The 19,292-nt window shown below is 72.9% G+C and carries 4 protein-coding genes; all 4 read left to right on the top strand.

Annotated elements, in window-relative coordinates; all coding sequences use genetic code 11:
• Window positions 1-130: 130 nt before the first annotated feature.
• From OIB37_RS05520 to OIB37_RS05505, 4 genes are read left to right on the top strand one after another with little or no spacing between them, the layout of a single operon-like run.
• Window positions 131-11,230, top strand: coding sequence for an amino acid adenylation domain-containing protein (locus tag OIB37_RS05520; protein WP_330456386.1), 11,100 nt, complete (start codon window positions 131-133; stop codon window positions 11,228-11,230).
• Window positions 11,227-16,809 (top strand): non-ribosomal peptide synthetase, encoded by a 5,583-nt coding sequence (locus OIB37_RS05515; protein ID WP_330456385.1) that lies wholly within the window; start codon window positions 11,227-11,229, stop codon window positions 16,807-16,809. The genes OIB37_RS05520 and OIB37_RS05515 overlap by 4 nt, the downstream gene beginning before the upstream one ends.
• Window positions 16,806-18,101, top strand: a complete 1,296-nt coding sequence (locus tag OIB37_RS05510) for a saccharopine dehydrogenase NADP-binding domain-containing protein (protein WP_330456384.1) — start codon at window positions 16,806-16,808, stop codon at window positions 18,099-18,101. Before OIB37_RS05515 ends, OIB37_RS05510 begins: the two co-directional genes overlap by 4 nt.
• Entirely contained in the window at window positions 18,098-19,249 is a 1,152-nt protein-coding gene (locus OIB37_RS05505; protein ID WP_330456383.1) for a Gfo/Idh/MocA family oxidoreductase, read from the top strand. The genes OIB37_RS05510 and OIB37_RS05505 overlap by 4 nt, the downstream gene beginning before the upstream one ends.
• The last annotated feature ends 43 nt before the right edge of the window (window positions 19,250-19,292 follow it).

Below are 19,292 nucleotides of genomic sequence, written 5' to 3'. Positions count from 1 at the left end.
TCTGCAACGCTTTGCCGTTGGCGAGAACTTTGGTGTATCAATTCCGAGGCACAATCAGTCGGCGATGGGTTGTGGAATGAATTCACCGGGTCATGGGGTTTCGGCGACCGGATGCGAGCCGTCGTCGTCCGTGTACAGAGCACTCACCGAGGACGTCATCAGGAACGAGGTGGCCGGCCTGCTCGGCTGCGAGCCTCGGGACGTACCGCACGACGACGATCTGACCGAGTGCGGCATGGACTCCATCCGGTTCATGAGCCTGGCCGGCCGACTGCGCCGGCACGGCGTGTTCGTCGACTTCCTCGATCTGGCCGAGCGTCCGACCCTGGCGGCCTGGACGGCTCTGCTCGCCACCCGGCCACCGCACGTGCCGCACACCCGCCGGGAACGGCAGCCGGCCGTCGCACCGGCTCTCCCGCATCCGTCGGCCGAGGCACCCCCGCAGGAGCGGGCAGAGCCGAGTGGAGCCCGGAGCCCGGACTCCGGCGCTCCCTTCCCGCTGACGGCCATGCAGCACGCCTACTGGATCGGCCGCCGCGACGACCAGGTGCTCGGCGGGGTCGGCTGCCACGCGTACTTCGAGTTCGACGGCGCCCGGCTGGCCCCGCGGCGACTGGAACACGCGGTGCACGCTGTCATCGCGCGCCACGGCATGCTGCGCGCCCGGTTCCTCGACGACGGTACGCAGCAGATCATGCCGACGAGCCCGTGGCGCGGCCTGACCGTCCACGACCTTTGCGCGGAACAGGATCCGCGGCCCCGGCTGGCGGCCGTACGCGAAGCGCTGTCGCACCGCCGGCTGCGCGTCGAACACGGCGAGGTGTTCGACGTCCAGCTCTCCCTCCTGCCCGGAGGGACGTCCCGGATCCATCTCGGGATCGACCTCCTCGTCGCGGACGTCGAGAGCATCAGGATCCTGCTGGCCGACCTCGCCCGCGCGTGCCTCGACGACCCCGGCACCGAGGTAGGCGCCCCCGGTATCGAGGCACGCGCCCCCGGTGCCGAGACGGCCTCGCGGACCTCGCCGCCCGGGAGCGAATCCGGGTTCCCGCGTTATCTCGCCGACCGCGAACACGACCTCGACCGGACCGACGCGCGCGAACGGGCCCGCCGGTACTGGCGTGAACGTCTGACGGACCTTCCCGACGGGCCCGCCCTCCCGCTCGCCACCGATCCGAGCACCCTGGGCGCGCCGCGCTTCACCCGGCGCAGGTACCGGGTGGCACCGCAGGCCTGGGAGCGGTTCCGCCGTCGCGCGCGGCAGGGCGGCACGACACCGGCGATGGCCCTCGCCGCCGCGTACGCGCAGGTGCTCGGAGCGTGGAGCGAGAGCAGCCGGTTCCTGCTCAGCCTGCCGATGTTCGACCGTGACCCGGCCCACGCGGACGTCGACGGCATGGTGGCCGACTTCACCGATCTGCTGCTGCTTCCCGTCGACCTGTCCGCCGGCGCGTCCTTCGCCGAGCGCGTTCACGCCCTCCAGGCCGAGTTCCGGGCCAACGTCGCCCACCGAGCCTGCTCCGGCGTGGAGGTGCTGCGCGATCTGGCCCGAACGGACCCGGACCGCCCCCGCCGCGCCCCCGTGGTGTTCGCGTGCAACCTGGGCACCGAACTGGTCCCGCCACCTGTGCGGACGGTGCTCGGAGAACTCCACTGGATGATCTCGCAGACGCCCCAGGTCTGGCTGGACCACCAGGTGTACGAGTCGGACGAGGGGGTCGACCTGTGCTGGGACTCGGTCGACGACCTGTTCCCGCCGCGTCTGATGGACGACATGTTCGACGCCTACCGGACGCTCGTCGACGGTCTGTCGGCGGAGGACTCCGACTGGACCACGTCGGCGTCGGTGCCACTGCCCGCACCGCAGCGGGTGGTGCGGGAGAAGGTCAACTCCACGCAGCGGCCGCTCACCCCGAGGACACTGCACGACTCCTTCTTCGCCCGCGCACGACGGCAACCGGACCGTCCCGCCCTGCTGTGGGGCAGCGGTTTGGGCCAGTCGGCCATGACCTACGGCGAGTTGGCGCGGCGCGCACTCGGCGTGGCCGGAGCCCTCGTCGAGGGCGGCCTGCGGCCGGGCGAGCCGGTCGCCGTCTCCGTGCGGCGGGGCCCGGACCAGATCGCTGCGGTGCTCGGCGTCCTCGCGGCCGGAGGGGCGTACGTCCCGATCGGCGCCGACCAGCCCGCCGAGCGCATGCGGCGCATCCTGCGCCGTGCCGGCTCCCGGCTCATGCTGAGCGACGCGGCGAGCCGGCCGGGCGACGCGCCCGGACGGCTCCCGGCGGACGTCGCCGTACTCGACGTCGCCACCACCTGCGCACGGCGACCGCTCGCCGCGCCGGTGTCCGTCGACCCCGGCACCCCCGCCTACGTGATCTACACCTCGGGCACGACGGGAGAGCCCAAGGGCGTCGCCGTCGCGCACGCCGCCGCGGCCAACACCGTCGACGACATCAACACGCGCCTGTCGCTCGCGGGCTCCGACCGTGTGCTGGCCGTCTCCGCCATGGACTTCGACCTGTCGGTGTACGACGTCTTCGGCCTGCTGTCGACCGGCGGCGCGCTGGTTCTGGTGGCCGAGGCCGAACGACGCGACCCGCGGGCGTGGGCCGACCTGATCGTCCGTCACCGGGTGACCGTGTGGAACTCGGTGCCGCTTCTGCTCGACATGCTGCTCACCGAGGCGACCGGCCGGGGCACCCCGTTGGAAGGGCTGCGCGTGGCGCTCCTGTCGGGTGACTGGATCGGCCTCGACCTGCCCGGCCGGCTCGCCGGTCAGAGCGGCGGGTCCTGCCGCTTCCTCGCCCTCGGGGGCGCCACCGAAGCCGCCATCTGGTCGAACCTGTACGAGGTGACCGAGGTTCCGGCCGGCTGGGCGTCGATTCCCTACGGTTTCCCGCTCGCCAACCAGGAGTTCCGCGTGGTGGGCCCGGACGGCGCAGACCGTCCGGACTGGGTCCCCGGCGAGCTGTGGATCGGCGGTGCCGGTGTCGCCCTCGGTTACCTGGGAGACCCCGGACTCACGGCGGAGAGGTTCCCCGTCCGTCAGGGAGGACGCTGGTACCGGACGGGTGACCGCGGACGGTACCGTCCGGACGGCACCCTGGAGTTCCTCGGCCGGATCGACCAGCAGGTCAAGATCCGAGGCGTACGTACCGAACCGGGCGAGATCGAGGCCGCGCTCGGCTCCCACCCGGCCGTCGGCGGCTGCGTGGTGACCACCGTGGGCGCCGACCGGGCCAAACGCCTGGTCGCGGTCGCGACCCCGAGGCACGCGACGGCCCCGAACCTCCCCGCACCCGGCGGATCGCCGGGCCGGGCGGCAGGTGGCGGCACGGATCGCGGGCCAGGGACGGGCCACTGGGCCGTACGCGGCGAAACCGACCCCGAGGCCCGGGCCGTGGAGTCCCTGCTCGCCCGCCTCGCCGTGCGTGAGGCGGGCATCACCGGCACGGCCACCTCACTGCCCGAGCTGGCACGGCGCTGGGGTGCTCCGGCCGAGTGGCACCCCCTGCTCCGGCTCTGGTTCGACTGGCTGACCTCGCGTGAAGTCCTCACCGGCGACCGGCACGGCTACGCCGCCGGTCCGCGATTGACGGAGGTGTGCCGCGACGCGGCGGGCGCCGATCGAGGTGAGGCCGTAGGGGACACCGGCCGGAGCTTCGCAGGGGGCAGCGGTCCGGGCTTCGGGCGGGGCACCGGTCAGGATGATGCCGGCCGCGAACTCGCACGCATCAGCGCTCGGTTGAACGGGCGCATGGACGACATCGCCGCCATCGTACGGGGCGCGCTCGACCCGCTCGTCCTGCTCGACGACTCCGTCCTCGCGCCCACGGCACTCGCGGACGCCGTACCGGACCGGAACACGACCGCGCTCGACGCACTGGTCCGGGAGATCCAGGACGCCCCCGCACCTTCGGACATCGCCGTGCTCGGCGCCGTGGGCGCGCGCACCCTCACGCGCCTGACCGCGCCCGGACAGCGGCACCGCCTCACCCTGATCGACGAGTCCACCGCACGCCTCGCCGCCGCCCGGGACGTCGCCGGCCGGCTGCCCGAGGACCGGATCCGGATGTGCCGCACGAGCGGCGGGCTGCTGCCCGACGACCTGCTGGCCGCCTTCGACGTGGTCGTGGCCGACAACGCCCTGCACGCCTTCCCCGACCCCACCACCGGCATCGGCCTCGCCGCGCTCCTGCTGGCTCCCGGGGGGCGGCTGCTCGCCCTGGAGCGGACGGAACTCCCACCGTTCGCCCTGATCGCCGCCGCCCTGCCCACCCGCGGCTTCACCACACTCGACGCCGTCCGCCGCGATCGCCGGACAACGCTCCTGCCGGTGGAGGAGTGGTCGCGTCTGCTGACCGCCCACGGTCTGACGTGTCCGGCCACCGACGACTGCCCTCCCGGAGCCGAGGTACTGCTGCGCGCACATCGCACCGCCGACGCGGGCCTGCCCTCCGGCCCGGAGATGCGCGACTGGCTGGCGGACAGGCTGCCGGCCGCGATGCTCCCCGACCGCGTCTACGGCGTACCCGCGCTGCCCGTCACCGCCAACGGCAAACTGGACCGCACGGCCCTGGCGCGTCTGCTGCCGGACCCCGAGGACACCGGGGCGGCCGGAGAACCGCCGCGCGGTCCGTCCGAATCCGTGCTCGCCTCCGCCTGGTGCGCGGTGCTGGGAGTGGCCCGAGTGGGCCGTGACGACAACTTCTTCGGCCTCGGCGGCGACTCGCTGCTGGCCACCCGGCTGGTCGGCCACCTGCGGAAGGCCGGCCTGCCCCTCGATCTGTCCGCCGTGTTCGCCACGCCCGTGCTGAAGGACCTCGCACCCCACCTCGCACCGCACGTCGTCGGCGGACAGGCGGTGTACGGGAACGTGGGCCCGGCCCAGGGCGCGAAGCCGGACGCCGGCTCGGGCCCCGACGCGTCGTCGCCCCGACAAGCTGAGGAAACCCCCAGCCGCCCGCCCCTCACCGTCAGTGCGGACCCCGGCCACCGCCACGACCCGTTCCCGCCGACCGACGTGCAGCGCGCCTACTGGACCGGCCGGGCCACCGGATTGCCCCTCGGCGGGGTGGGAGCTCACTACTACACGGAGTTCGACGGCACCGGCCTCGACCTGGAGCGCCTGGAGCGGGCCTGGAACCAGCTCGTCGCCCGCCACGAGATGCTGCGCGCCGTCTTCGACGAGGACGGCGGCCAGCGCATCCTGGCCGAGGTGCCGAGGGCGACGATCCCCGTCGAGCACGCGGCCGCCGACCGTGCCGCACAGGCCCTCGCGGACCTGCGCGCGGGCATGTCCCACCAGGTCCGTGACCCGGCGCGGTGGCCGCTGAACGACCTGCGTGCCGTGGTGTACGAGCAGGACGGCGAGCAGCGCGTACGGCTCGGGGTGAGCCTGGAGAACATCGTGCTGGACGGCCGCAGCATGATGATCGTGCTGTCCGAGCTGGAACAGCTCTACCACGCGCCGGACGCCGTCCTGCCGCCGGTGGCAGGCCTGTCCTTCCGCGACTACCTGATCCAGGTCACGCCTTCGGAAGAGGAGACGAAGGCGGCGCGGCGGTACTGGACCGAGCGCCTGGCCGACCTGCCTCCGGCCCCGGCCCTCCCGCTCGCGGCCCACCCCTCCGCCGTGGGCACCCCGCGCTTCGTCCGGCGCTCGGGACTGCTCCCGGCGGACCGCTGGCGGGCGCTCACCGAGCGGGCCGCGCGACACGGTCTCACCCCGTCGGTCGTGCTCCTGACCGCATACGCGGAGGTGCTGGCCCGCTGGAGCGGCCGACCCGAACTCACGGTCAACCTCACGCTGTTCGACCGGCAGGACGTCCACCCGGCCGTGGACGACATCGTGGGCGACTTCACCTCGCTGCTGCCGCTCGCCTACCGGCCCGAGGCCGGCACCGGGTTTCTGGCCCGGGCCCAGGCCCTGCAGCGCCGCCTCGGGCAGGACCTGGACCACCGGGCCTGGTCGGCCGTACGGGTGAGCCGTGAGCTGGCCAGGGCACAGGGCACGGCGGAAGCGGCCCTGCCGGTCGTGTTCACCAGCGCCCTGGGCACCCGGCGCGATCTCTCGCTCGACCTCTCGGACTGGCTGCTGCCCAAGGTCTGGGGCATCTCCCAGACCCCGCAGACCTGGCTCGACAACCAGGTGTACGACTCCCCACGCGGCCTGCACTACGACTGGGACGCGGTGGAGCAACTGCTCCCCGACACGGTGCTGGACCCGATGTTCGACGCGTACGGCCACCTGCTGGACCGGCTCGGTGAAACCGACTGGAGCGCCCCGCTCTCCGACCTGCTGCCCGCCGGCCAGCGCCGGGTGCGGGAGCGCGTCAACGCCACGGACGGACCGCTGCCGTCCCTGACCCTGCACGAGCCGTTCTTCGAGCGTGCGGCGAAGGAGCCCCATCTCACCGCCTGCGTGGGTGACTTCGGCCGGCTCAGCTACGGCGAACTCGCCCTGAGGGCACGGCGGGTCGCCGGGAAGCTGCGCGCGAGCGGCGTTCGCGAGGGCGACTCGGTCGCCCTGCACCTGCCCAAGGGACCGGACCAACTGGCCTGCGTGCTGGGCGTACTGGCCGCGGGGGCGGCGTACGTCCCGGTTGGCCTCGACCAACCACCCCTTCGCCGTACGGAGTTGTACCGGTCGGCGGGCGTCGGCTGCGTACTCGCCGCGACGGGCGCGGCGGCACACGCCGAAGCCGCGCCGGAAGGCGTCACCGTCCTGTCCGTCGAGGACTGCTCCGACTCCGAGCCTTTGGTGGGGTTGGTGGGGGTGGGTGTGGATGCGGTGGCGTATGTGATTTTCACGTCGGGTTCGACGGGGGTGCCGAAGGGTGTGGAGGTGTCGCATGGGGCGGCGATGAACACGGTGGTGGATGTGTGTCGTCGGTTCGGGGTGGGTGTGGGGGATCGGGTGTTGGCGGTGTCGGCGCTTGATTTCGATCTGTCGGTTTTCGATGTGTTCGGGTTGTTGGGTGTGGGTGGGGCGTTGGTGTTGGTGGGGGAGGGGGAGCGGCGTGATGCGGAGTGCTGGGTGCGGTTGGTGGCCGAGCACGGGGTGACGGTGTGGAACAGCGTGCCGATGTTGCTGGAGATGTTGGTGGCGGCGGTGGGTTCGGCTGGTGTGTTGGCGTCTTCGTTGCGGTTGGCGTTGGTGTCGGGTGACTGGGTGGGGCTGGATCTGAAGTCGCGGTTGGTGCGGGTGGGTTCGGGGTGTCGTCTGGTGGCTTTGGGTGGGGCGACGGAGGCGGGGATCTGGTCGAACTGGTGGGAGGTGGCCGAGGTTCCGGCGCATTGGGTGTCGGTTCCGTATGGGTTGCCGCTCGGGAATCAGCGGTTTCGGGTGGTGGATGGTGAGGGTCGGGACTGTCCTGATCTGGTGGCGGGGGAGTTGTGGATCGGTGGGGCGAGTCTGGCGTTGGGGTATCGGGGTGAGCCGGAGCTGACGGCTCGTAAGTTCGTTGTCGGCGCGGATGGTGGCCGCTGGTATCGCACGGGTGATGTGGGCCGGTACTGGGCGGACGGGACGCTGGAGTTCCTGGGGCGCAGGGACCATCAGCTGAAGGTCAGTGGTCATCGGGTCGAGCTCGGGGAGATCGAGTCCGTCCTGGAGACCCACCCCTCCGTCCACCACGCCGTCGTGACCGTCGACGACACCGGCGCGCGACGGCGGCTGGTGGCCCACGTCGTCTCCGGGCACACGCTCCCCGAAGCGGAACTGACCGCGTTCCTCCGCGACCGGCTGCCCGGACACGCGGTGCCCGCGGCGATCGGACTGCTCGACGAACTGCCCCTCACCGCCAACGGGAAGGTCGACCGCGCCGCACTGGCGGCCGCCGCACCCGCGGCCCCGGTGACGGACGGCGGCGAGGCCCCGCGCACCCCCGTCGAGCGCCTTGTGAGCGACGTGTGGTCCGAGGTTCTGGACGTGCCCCGACCGCCGCGCGACGGCAACTTCTTCCTCCTCGGCGGTGACTCGCTGCTCGCCACCAAGGTGGTCGCCCTGCTACGTGCGGCCGGCGTGAACGGCGCCGCGATCAGCGGGCTGTTCACCACCCCGGTACTCGCCGACTTCGCCGCACCACTGACGCTCGGCCCGGCACCGGACGCGGAACGACTCCCCACCATCGCGCCGGACCCGGCGAACCGCCATCAGCCTTTCGCCCCCACCGAACTGCAACGCGCCTACTGGGTCGGCCGCTCGCCCGGCTTCACCCTCGGTGGCGTCGGCTCCTACTACTACTGCGAGTTCGACGAGTCCGGCTTCGACCTGGAGCGTCTCGAAGCCGCCTGGAACCGGCTGATCGCCCGGCACGAGATGCTGCGTGCCGTCTTCGACGAAGACGGTGACCAGCGCATCCTGCCGGAAGTGCCCCGCCTCCGCGTCCCCGTGACCGACGCCCCCGACGGCGCGGCCGAGGAGGCTTTGGAGCGGCTGCGCGAAGAGATGTCCCACCAGGTTCTCGACCCTGGCACCTGGCCGCTCTTCGACGTACGCGCGGTCCGTCTCGGCGGGGGACGCGCCCGCGTCGGAATCGGACTGGACTACCTGCTCGTCGACGGACTGAGCATGATGATCCTCTTCGCCGAGCTGGACACGCTGTACCGCGACCCGGCAGCCGAACTCCCGCCCGTGGACTTCTCGTTCCGCGACTACGTGTGCCAGGCGAAGCCCAGCCGGACGGAGTCGGAGGCGGCGCTGGACCACTGGCGCCGACGGGTCCCGGAGCTGCCCCCGGCCCCGGCCCTGCCGCTCGCCGCCGACCCCGCGTCGATCGCCCGCCCCCGCTTCGCACGCCGTGAGACATGGCTCGACCCCGCGCGTTGGAGCACTCTCCAGGACCGTGCCAAGCAGTGCGGGCTCACGCCGTCGGCGGTCCTCCTGGCTGCCTACGCGGAAGTGCTGAGCACGTGGAGCGCCGATCTCGAACTGACCGTGGGACTGACCCTGTTCGACCGCCGGGCCGCGCACCCGCACATCGACCGGGTGCTGGGCGACTTCACCTCGCTGCTCCCCGTGGCGCACCAGCCCCTGGCGGGGGAGTCCTTCGAGAGCCGGGTCCGCCGTCTCCAGGAACGGATGTGGCAGGACCTCGACCACCGAGGCGCTCCCGTACTCGGGCTGCTCCGTGAGTCCGCCGGGGCCGCCGGGGGAGCCGAGGGCGCGCTGCCCGTGGTGTTCACCAGCGCGCTCGGCGTGAACGACACCCTCAGCGACGGTCTGCGCAAGCCGGTCTGGAGCGTGTCGCAGACCCCGCAGGTCTGGCTGGACGAACAGGTGATGATGCGCGACGGCGGTCTTCAGCTCACCTGGGACGCCGTGGACGAACTGTTCCCCGCCGGAGTGCTCGACGCGATGTTCGCGGCGCACGGCGAACTGCTCGACTGGATCGTCCGGGCCGACTGGTCCGAGCGGACGCCCGCCCTGCTGCCGTCCCGGCAATCGGCCGTACGGGACGCCGTCAACGCCACCACCGGCCCGCTCCCCGACCAGCTCCTGCACGCCGCCTTCTTCACCCGTGCCGCCGCCGAGCCGGACCGTCCCGCGCTGCTCTGGGACAAGGACGGCCGCATGACGTACGGGGAACTGGCCGACCGCGCCCTGCGCGTCGCCGCGATGCTCCGGGCCGAGGGCGTCCGGCCCGGCGACCTGGTGGCGGTGACGCTGCCGAAGGGGCCCGCGCAGATCGCCGCCGTACTCGGAGTGCTCGCGGCCGGTGCCGCGTACGTCCCGGTCGGCGTCGACCAGCCGGCGGTGCGCCGCGAGCGGATGCTGGCCGCCGCCGGCGTCCGGCACACCATCACCACGGTGCACGCGGCAGACGCGTTCGAGCCTTTGGTGGGGTTGGTGGGAGTGGGTGTGGATGCGGTGGCGTATGTGATTTTCACGTCGGGTTCGACGGGGGTGCCGAAGGGTGTGGAGGTGTCGCATGGGGCGGCGATGAACACGGTGGTGGATGTGTGTCGTCGGTTCGGGGTGGGTGTGGGGGATCGGGTGTTGGCGGTGTCGGCGCTTGATTTCGATCTGTCGGTTTTCGATGTGTTCGGGTTGTTGGGTGTGGGTGGGGCGTTGGTGTTGGTGGGGGAGGGGGAGCGGCGTGATGCGGAGTGCTGGGTGCGGTTGGTGGCCGAGCACGGGGTGACGGTGTGGAACAGCGTGCCGATGTTGCTGGAGATGTTGGTGGCGGCGGTGGGTTCGGCTGGTGTGTTGGCGTCTTCGTTGCGGTTGGCGTTGGTGTCGGGTGACTGGGTGGGGCTGGATCTGAAGTCGCGGTTGGTGCGGGTGGGTTCGGGGTGTCGTCTGGTGGCTTTGGGTGGGGCGACGGAGGCGGGGATCTGGTCGAACTGGTGGGAGGTGGCCGAGGTTCCGGCGCATTGGGTGTCGGTTCCGTATGGGTTGCCGCTCGGGAATCAGCGGTTTCGGGTGGTGGATGGTGAGGGTCGGGACTGTCCTGATCTGGTGGCGGGGGAGTTGTGGATCGGTGGGGCGAGTCTGGCGTTGGGGTATCGGGGTGAGCCGGAGCTGACGGCTCGTAAGTTCGTTGTCGGCGCGGATGGTGGCCGGTGGTATCGCACGGGTGATGTGGGCCGGTACTGGGCGGACGGGACGCTGGAGTTCCTGGGGCGCAGGGACCATCAGTTGAAGGTCAGTGGTCATCGGGTCGAGCTCGGGGAGATCGAGTCCGTCCTGGAGACCCACCCCGCCGTCCACCACGCCGTCGTGATGCCGGTCGGTGAACGTGACGACCGCCGCCTGCACGCCTTCGTGACCATCCGGCCGTCCGCCCTCACGCCGGACTTCGACCTCTTCGTGGCCGACCGGCTCCCCGCCCACGCCCGCCCGGCCGGGTACACCCCGCTCGACGAACTGCCCCTCACCGCCAACGGGAAGGTCGACCGCGCCGCGCTCGTCCCCCTGGTCCCCGACGGACCGGCCACCCTGCCGCCGGGCGACGCGCCACGCGGCCCCGTCGAGACCGCACTCGCCGCGCTGTGGAGCAGCGTCCTCGGACTGCCCGAGGTACCACGCGACGCCACCTTCTTCGCGCTCGGCGGTGACAGCCTGCGGGCCACCAGGCTGGTACAGCGACTGCGCCATGAGTTCGGCGGCGACATCTCCCTGCGCCAACTGCTGGGCGAGCCGACCATCGCGGGCCTCGCGAAGCTCATCGAGCCCCAACACCTCGCCATCGAGGACGAAGACACAGAGGACGGGACGCTTTGAACACCAGCCAGCTCATCGATGACCTTCACAACGTCGGCGTACGGCTGTGGGAGGAGAACGGCCTGCTGCGCTACCGGGCACCCCGTCACGTGATGACGCCGGAGCGGCTGGAACAACTCCGCGAACACAAACAGGCCGTCCTGGCGGAACTGCGCCGCTCCGGCGCCGGTCCCCGGCTCACCGCCGACCCCGGCAGCCGGTACGAACCCTTCCCGCTCACTGACGTCCAGTCCTCCTATCTGCTCGGGCGCAGCCGCGCCTACGAGTACGGCGGCGTCGGTTGCCAGGCCTACCTCGAAGTGCGGTTTCCGCGGTTCGAACCGAGCCGGGTGCGTGAGGCCTGGCGCACACTGGTGGAACGCCACGACGCCCTTCGGACCGTCATCCATCCCGACGGCTACCAGCAGGTGCTGCGCGAGGTCCCCGAGCAGCGCGTCGAGATCGCGGACCTGCGCGACGCCCCCGCCGGCGAGTGCCGGGAAGCGGCCGGACGCGCCCGGACCGAGCTGTCCGCGCGTGACTTCCGCCCCGAGGAGTGGCCGCTCCACGAACTGCGTGTCACCGCGGGGGAGCGGGAGGTGGTGGTCCACCTCGCGATCGACCTGCTGATCTGTGACTACGCCAGCGTCCAGCTGCTGCTGGGCGAACTGGAGCAGCTGTGCCTGCGTCCGGACCTCGGCCTGCCCGAACCGGAGATCCGCTACCGCGACTACCTCACAGCCGAACGCGGCCTGCGCGACGAGACGTTCGAACGCGACCGCGCCTACTGGTGGAACAGGCTGGACGCGGCGGACCGGGGCGACGCGGACAGCCCCGACGCCGAAGCGGTGCCGCTCGCACCCGCCCCGGCACTGCCGCTTGCCGCCCCCTCCGGCCAGGCACGGGGCGGCGGCCCACTGCCCGACGACGAGGCGGCGGACCGTGGCGCCCCGGCTGAGGACACCCCACGATTCGAACGGCTTCAGAGCCAACTTCCCCCCGATCTCTGGCAGAAGCTGCGGCAACGGGCCGCCGGACACGGAGTCACCCCGACCGTCGCACTGCTCTCCGCGTACGCCGAGGTGGTCGGACGATGGAGCGGGCAGAGCGCGTTCACCCTGGATCTGCCCCTGTTCAACCGGCTTCCCCTGCACCCGGAAGTCCCCCTTCTCGTAGGCGACTTCACCTCGGTGGAACTGCTGACCGTCGACGGGTCCGCAGGCGGTTCCTTCGCCGCTCGCGCGCAGGCGGTGCAGGCCCGGCTGTGGCAGGACCTGGACCACGGCATGTGCTCCGGCGTCGAGGTACTGCGCGAACTCGGCCGCCGCCGCGGCCGCGACGCGGCGCTCATGCCCGTCGTGTTCACCAGCACGGTCGGACTCGGTGACGGCGCCGACACCGATCCGCCGCGGCTGCGCGAGGGCGAGATCGTCCTCGGCCACAGCCGTACCCCCCACGTGTGGATCGACTGCCAGGTGATGGAGCACCGTGACGCCCTGCTGCTCGGCTGGGACGTGCGCTGCGACGTCCTCGCGGAGGGTGTCGCCGAGGAGGCCTTCGCCGCGTTCGAGGCGGCAGTGCGCCGGCTGGCCGACTCCGACGCGGCCTGGGGCCAGGCGTCGGTCGTGGATCTGCCGGAAGCTCAGCGCGAGCGCCGCGAGCGGGTCAGCCGAACGGAGCGTCCGCGGGCCGAACGGCTGCTGCACGACGCCGTCTTCGCCCAGGCCCTGACCACCCCGGACCGTCCCGCCGTCATCGCGGGCGACAGGCAGCTGACGTACGGTCAACTCGCGGCGGCGGCACGTTCGGTGGCCGCCGGCCTGGCCGCCGACGGCGACCCGGCCGGCCGGCTCGTCGGCATCGTGATGGACAAGGGCTGGGAGCAGATCGCCGCCGTCCTCGGCACTCTGCTGGCCGGCGCGGCCTACCTGCCGGTCGACACGGACCAGCCGGCCGCCCGACGCACCACCGTGCTGACCGACGCCGGGGTGAGCGCGGTGCTCACCCAGCCGTGGCTCACCGTCGACCTGCCCGGTGTCCGGACCCTGACGGTCGACGCCGTACCGGGCGCGGACACGCAGGCGCCCCCGCTGTCCCGGGCCACCCCGGACGACCCTGCCTACGTGATCTACACCTCCGGCTCGACGGGCACTCCCAAGGGAGTGGTGATCAGCCACCGGGCCGCGTGGAACACCGTGGCGGACGTCAACGAGCGGTTCGCGGTGGGCCCGGACGACCGGGTGCTCGGACTGTCCGGCCTCGGCTTCGACCTCTCCGTCTACGACGTCTTCGGACCGCTCGCCCACGGCGGCTGCCTCGTCCTGCCGGACGCCGGCCGTCACGCCGACCCCGCGCACTGGGCGGAGCTGGTGGACCGGCACGGCGTCACCCTCTGGAACTCCGTTCCGGCCCAGCTCCAGATGGTCGACAGCTACCTGGCCGGTGACACCGGGCAACGGCTGTCCTCGCTGCGCGTCGCGCTGCTGTCCGGCGACTGGATCCCGGTTCCCCTGGTCCACCGGATCGCCGCGCGGCTGCCCGGCTGCGCGCTGACCAGCCTCGGCGGGGCCACCGAGGCGGCCATCTGGTCGATCGTCCACCCCATCGCCCCCAAGGCGCTGACCGGACCGAGCGTGCCCTACGGGACCCCGCTGACGAACCAGGGCTGGCGCGTGCTGGACACCGCGCTGCGGGACTGCCCCGACCTCGTGCCCGGCGAGCTGTACATCACCGGGGCCGGGCTGGCGCTCGGCTATCTCGGCGACCCGGCGCGCACCGCCGAGCGATTCGTGACCCACCCCGGCACCGGGCAGCGGATGTACCGCACCGGCGACGTCGGCCGGTACCTGCGCGACGGCTCCATCGAACTGCTCGGCCGCGTCGACGACCAGGTGAAGATCCGCGGCCACCGCGTCGAACCCGGAGAACTCGCCGCGGCCATCGAGACGCACCCGGCGGTGGCCTCCGCGGTGGCCCTCGTGACGGGTGACGACCCCACCGCCCGCCGCCTGGCGGCATTCGCCACCACCGCCCCCGGATCGCGGCCGCTCCTGCCCGCCGACAGGGCCGCGCTCGACGCGGCGGCCGCGGCCGGGGCCGAGATCGGCGCGGCCGTCGACCCCGCCCTGCTCACCGCCTTCCTGGACCTGGCGGACGAGGTCGCCCTCTCGGCGATCGCCCAAACCCTGCGCGCGGCAGGCCTGTTCGCCGGTCCGGACGCCGCACACACCGTCCACGAGGCGGCCGCAGCCCTGGGCGCGCACACCCGGCACACGCGCGCCGTCCGCCGCTGGCTGCGCGCCCTGACCGGCGCCGGCCGACTGCGCCACGATGCGGCCGCCGACCGGTACGCCGGCCTGTCCACCGACGGATTCACCGACCCGCACGAGGGCTGGCGGCGGCTGGAGGAACTCGGAGAGCGCCTGGACTACGGCGCCGACCTGTTGAGGCTGGTGCGCACCAGCAGCGAGCACCTGCCCGAACTGCTGCGCGGCGAGGAGGACCCCCTGGCTCTTCTCTTCCCGCAGGGCAACCTGGACGTGGCGGAGGCCACCTACCGCGACAACCTGGTCAGCCGCTCACTGAACCGGGTCGCCGTGGCAGGGCTGCGCGCCCTGGCCGCCCGGCACGAGGGCGGCGAACCGCTGCGCGTGCTGGAGGTCGGCGCGGGTGTCGGCGGCACCAGCATCGACCTCATCCCCGAACTGGCCGGGTTCGAGGTCGACTACCTCTTCACCGACATCTCCCGGTTCTTCCTGGGAGAGGCGCGCAGACGCTTCGAGCGGTACCCGTGGGTGCGCTACGGGCTCTTCGACATCAACGTGGACGCCGCGGAGCAGGGGCTCGGCGCGAACTCCTTCGACGTCGTCCTGTGCGCCAACGTCCTGCACAACTCCAAGGACGCCGCGCAGACCCTGCGTCGTCTGCGCGAACTGCTCGCGCCGGGCGGCTGGCTGGTCTTCATGGAGGCCACGCTGGAGCGTCATCCGCTGCTGGTGTCGATGGAGTTCATCGACGGACTCAGCTCCGGCTTCGACGACGTACGACGAAGCGGGGACCAGACCTTCCTGACGCACCGCCAGTGGACGGACCTGCTGGCGCAGGCCGGTGCCGAGCCGGAGCTGTGCTTCCCCGCACCGGACGACGCACTGGCGCTCGCCGGGCAGCAGGTGTTCTTCACCCGGCTGAAGACCGACCGCGCCGCGCTGACCCACGCGGAACTCACCCGCCACCTCGCCCAGCGGCTGCCCGACTACCTGCTGCCGTCCCACCTGGAGATCCTCGACGACTTCCCGCTCACCCCGAACGGCAAGACCGACCGCGCCCGGCTGCGCCGCAGACTGCCCGCGTCCGGCCGGACCGACATGGGCACCGCCGCCGCTCAGCGGCCCGCCGACGAGCTCGAACGCCGACTGGCCGCGCTCTGGGCCCAGGTGCTGGAACGCCCCCACGTGGGCCGCGACGACGACTTCTTCCGCCTCGGCGGCGACTCACTGCTGGTGGCCCGGCTGGTCGGGCGCCTGCGCGAGGAGGAACCCGCGGCGGCCGGCATCGACTGGGAGCACCTGCTGCGGCAGATGCTCCAGTGCCCGACGATCGCCGCTCTCGCGAACTTCCTTCGCGAAGCCCGGACTTCGCCCGAGCCGAGTCCGCGGCCCGGCACCGGCGGCGCCCGGATGACGCCGACACTGCTCGCCGACGGCCCCGAGGACCGCCCCGCGACGGTACTGGTGCACGACGGCAGTGGCACCCTGCTGCCCTACCAGGCCCTGCTGGACGAGTACCGGCGCCGACCGGCGCGGGGTGCGCTCATCGGCCTGGAGGCGGGCTCGTCCGACCGGTATCTGGAGGTGGAACCGGCCCTGCTCATCAGCCGCCTGGGCGGCGAGTACGCGCGGACGCTGCTCGCCGACGGCCGGCGGCGCCTGCGGGTGATCGGCTACTGCATGGGCGGTCTGATCGCCACCGAGGTCGCCAGGGCTCTCGCCGAGGGCGGGGCCGAGGTGACCGACCTGACCGTGATCAGCTGCTACCGGCCGCCCTTCGAGGTGTATGACGACCTGATCGCCGAGTACACCTTCGCGCTGTCCCTGGGAGTCGATCCGGCCACGGTCGGCTTCCCGGCCGACTCGTACACCCTGGGCGAGGCCATCGCAGCCGTGCTCGAAACCACCCCGGGCCGCCTGGGCAACGGCGCCCTGGCCAGGCTCGGCGCCCCCTTCGACAAGGTCGCGCGGCACTTCCAGGACCTCGCCGGACAACACCCCGCGGAACGCCTCGACATCCTCGCCCGTGCCGCCGAGCAGTTCACCGGCCCGCTGGACCGCGACCGGCTCGCCCGGCGCTACGACGTCTTCAGGCACAGCCTCTTCGCGGTGACCCGCTACCGGCCCCAGCCCTACGCCGGCGACATCACGTTCCTGCGGCACACCGGACAGTACGGTTTCCTGCCCGGCCTCCAGCAGGACATGACCGCCTACTGGCAGGACGTCTGCCTCGGCGACCTGCGCGTCCACGACATCGACGGCGACCACTTCGGCTGTGTCGCCGGACCACGGGCGGCCGCGGTGCGCGATCTGCTCGGCGACGGTGCCCGGTGAACGGCTGCCCGCTGTGCGACTGCGGCGGCGCCGGCCACGCCGGTGACCGACCGGTGGTCGGCGTGCTGGGCGCCTCGGGTGTCGTCGGCGCGGCCGCCGTCCGGGCGCTGAGCGCCCTCGGCGTCGAGACGTTCCGGCTCGGCGCACGACGGCCCGGCGCGGTCGCGGAGGTCGCCCACCGCCTCCCGCACGGTGCCGCGGAGACCTGGGCGGTCGACCTGGACGACCCGGACCGGCTCGCGGAGTTCTGCGCCGGCTGTAGGGTCGTACTGAACTGCGCGGGCCCCTCGTACCAGGTACGGGGGCGGGTGGCCAGGGCGGCCCTCGCCGTCGGGGCCGACTACGTCGACGTGGCCGGGGACGAGCCCGCCCACGCCGAGCTGTCCACCATCGACGTGGCCGTCCTCGGCCGCAGTGCGGTGCTGTCGGCCGGCATGCTGCCGGGGCTGTCCGCGCTGCTGCCCCGCTGGCTGGCGGAGCGGGGCACCGGCGCGGACCGCGCGACACCTCCCGGGACCAGCCACGGGGAAGCCGCCGGCGGACGGCTCACTGCATGGACGGGCGGGCTGGAACGGTGCAGTCGCACCGTGGCCGCCGACCTGCTCCTGTCCATCGGCACCGGTGGGCCCGGGCGGGCCGCAGCGAGCGCCGGACCCGTGCCGTCGTACGGGGAGTCCCTCGCGGCCTGGCGCGACGGCCGCCGCGTCAGCCGGGCCCTGTCCGCCGAGGACGACGCCGAACTGCCCTTCTTTCCCGGGGCGGTGGCGGTGCGGCCCTATCTCAGCGGCGAGGCGGAGCGGCTGGCCCGGGCGCTGGACCTGGACGGACTCGACTGGTTCAACGTCTTTCCCGGCCACCGCGTCCGGGACGCGCTCGGCGCCCTCGGCGGCTTCCTCGCCGAGCGCGCCGGGCGGGCCGGGCGGGCCGAGGGGGAGAGCGCGGGCGGTCCGGGACGGGCGTTGGACGCCGCCGCCGAGCGGCTGGCCCGCGCCTGCGAACTGGACCTCGTCGGCCGCCGCGCCTACTACCGCATGGTGTTCGCCCTGGAATCCGCCTCCGGTGCCACCACCACCGCGGTGCTCGGCACCGGCGACAGCTACCGGCTCACCGCCACCGTCGGCGCCCTCGCCGTCGCCTCCTGCCTCGCGGGCCGCGTACCACCCGGACTGCACTACGCGGCGGAGGTACTCGACCCCGCCGAGACGGTCCGCCTGCTCGGCTCGATTCCCGGAGTCACCCTCGACGTGTCACACGCCCCGATCGAACTGGGCACCGCGGTGGGCGCCCTGTGAACGGCTCCGCCGCGCCGAGCGCCGCCGGCCGTGCCGACGGCCCCACCGGCCGCCCCCTGCGCACCATCGTCTGCGGTACGGTCTTCGGCCGGTTCTACCTCGACGCCCTGCGCCCCGCCCCGCCCGGTTTCGAACTGGCCGGCGTGCTCGCGTCCGGCGGCGCCCGGTCACGCGCGTGCGCCGAGGAGTACGGCGTGCCGTACTACACCGGCACCGACCAGCTACCGGACGACATCGACGCCGCCTGCGTGGTGGTGCGTTCCGCGGTGGCGGGCGGAGCGGGCAGCGAACTGGCGCGTGCCCTCCTCGCGCGCGGAGTGCACGTGCTGCAGGAACAGCCCGCGCATCCCGACGAGTTGGCCGCCTGCCTGCGGCTGGCCCGGGCACACGGTGTGCAGTACCGGCTCAACTCCTTCTATCCACATGTGCCCCCGGTGCGGGACTTCCTGACACGGGCCCGGAAACTGCGGTCCCTGCGCGACAGCCTCTACGTCGACGCCGCCTGCTCCGGCCAGGTGCTCTTCCCGCTGCTGGACATCCTCGGGCGCGCCCTGGGCGGCCTCGGCCCCTGGGCGTTCGCCGACCCCGCCCCCGTACCGGCCGTCCGGGCGGCGACGGGCGCGGCGGTGCCGTTCCGGCTGCTGCACGGCGCCGTCGCGGGGGTACCGCTCACGCTCCGGGTGCAGAACCAGCTCGATCCGGGCGACCCGGACAACAACGCCCACCTGCTGCACCGCGTCACCCTCGGCACCGACGCCGGGGCGCTGACCCTCGCCGACACCCACGGCCCCGTTCTGTGGAGCCCCCGGCTGCACGTCCGCCGCGAGCCCGGCGGACGGCTCGCCCTGGACGGTCCGGGTACGGAGCCGCTCGACCAGCTCAGCACCGCCGTCCTCGGCCCCGGGTCCCCGCGCTCCTTCCGGCACACCTTCGCCGCCCTGTGGCCGGACGGAGTCCGCCATGCGCTCGCCGAGCTGAGGGCGGCCGTGGACGACCCCCGCGGGCGGTCCGCTGACGCCCAGTACTCGCTGACGGTCAGCCGCATGTGGCTCGACCTGACCACGCGGCTGGGACGACCGGAACTGATCACGGGCGGCGCACCCTCACCCCTGGCTCTCTCCGCTCTGACCCTGGAGGCATCCCCATGACCGCATCATCCGCGCGGGCGACCGGTCCGACCGCAGAGGTGCC

The sequence above is a fragment of the Streptomyces sp. NBC_00820 genome (assembly GCF_036347055.1).
Taxonomy (GTDB): domain Bacteria; phylum Actinomycetota; class Actinomycetes; order Streptomycetales; family Streptomycetaceae; genus Streptomyces.
The sequence above is the reverse complement of the archived record's forward strand: the minus strand, read 5'-3'. Positions and strand labels throughout refer to the sequence as shown.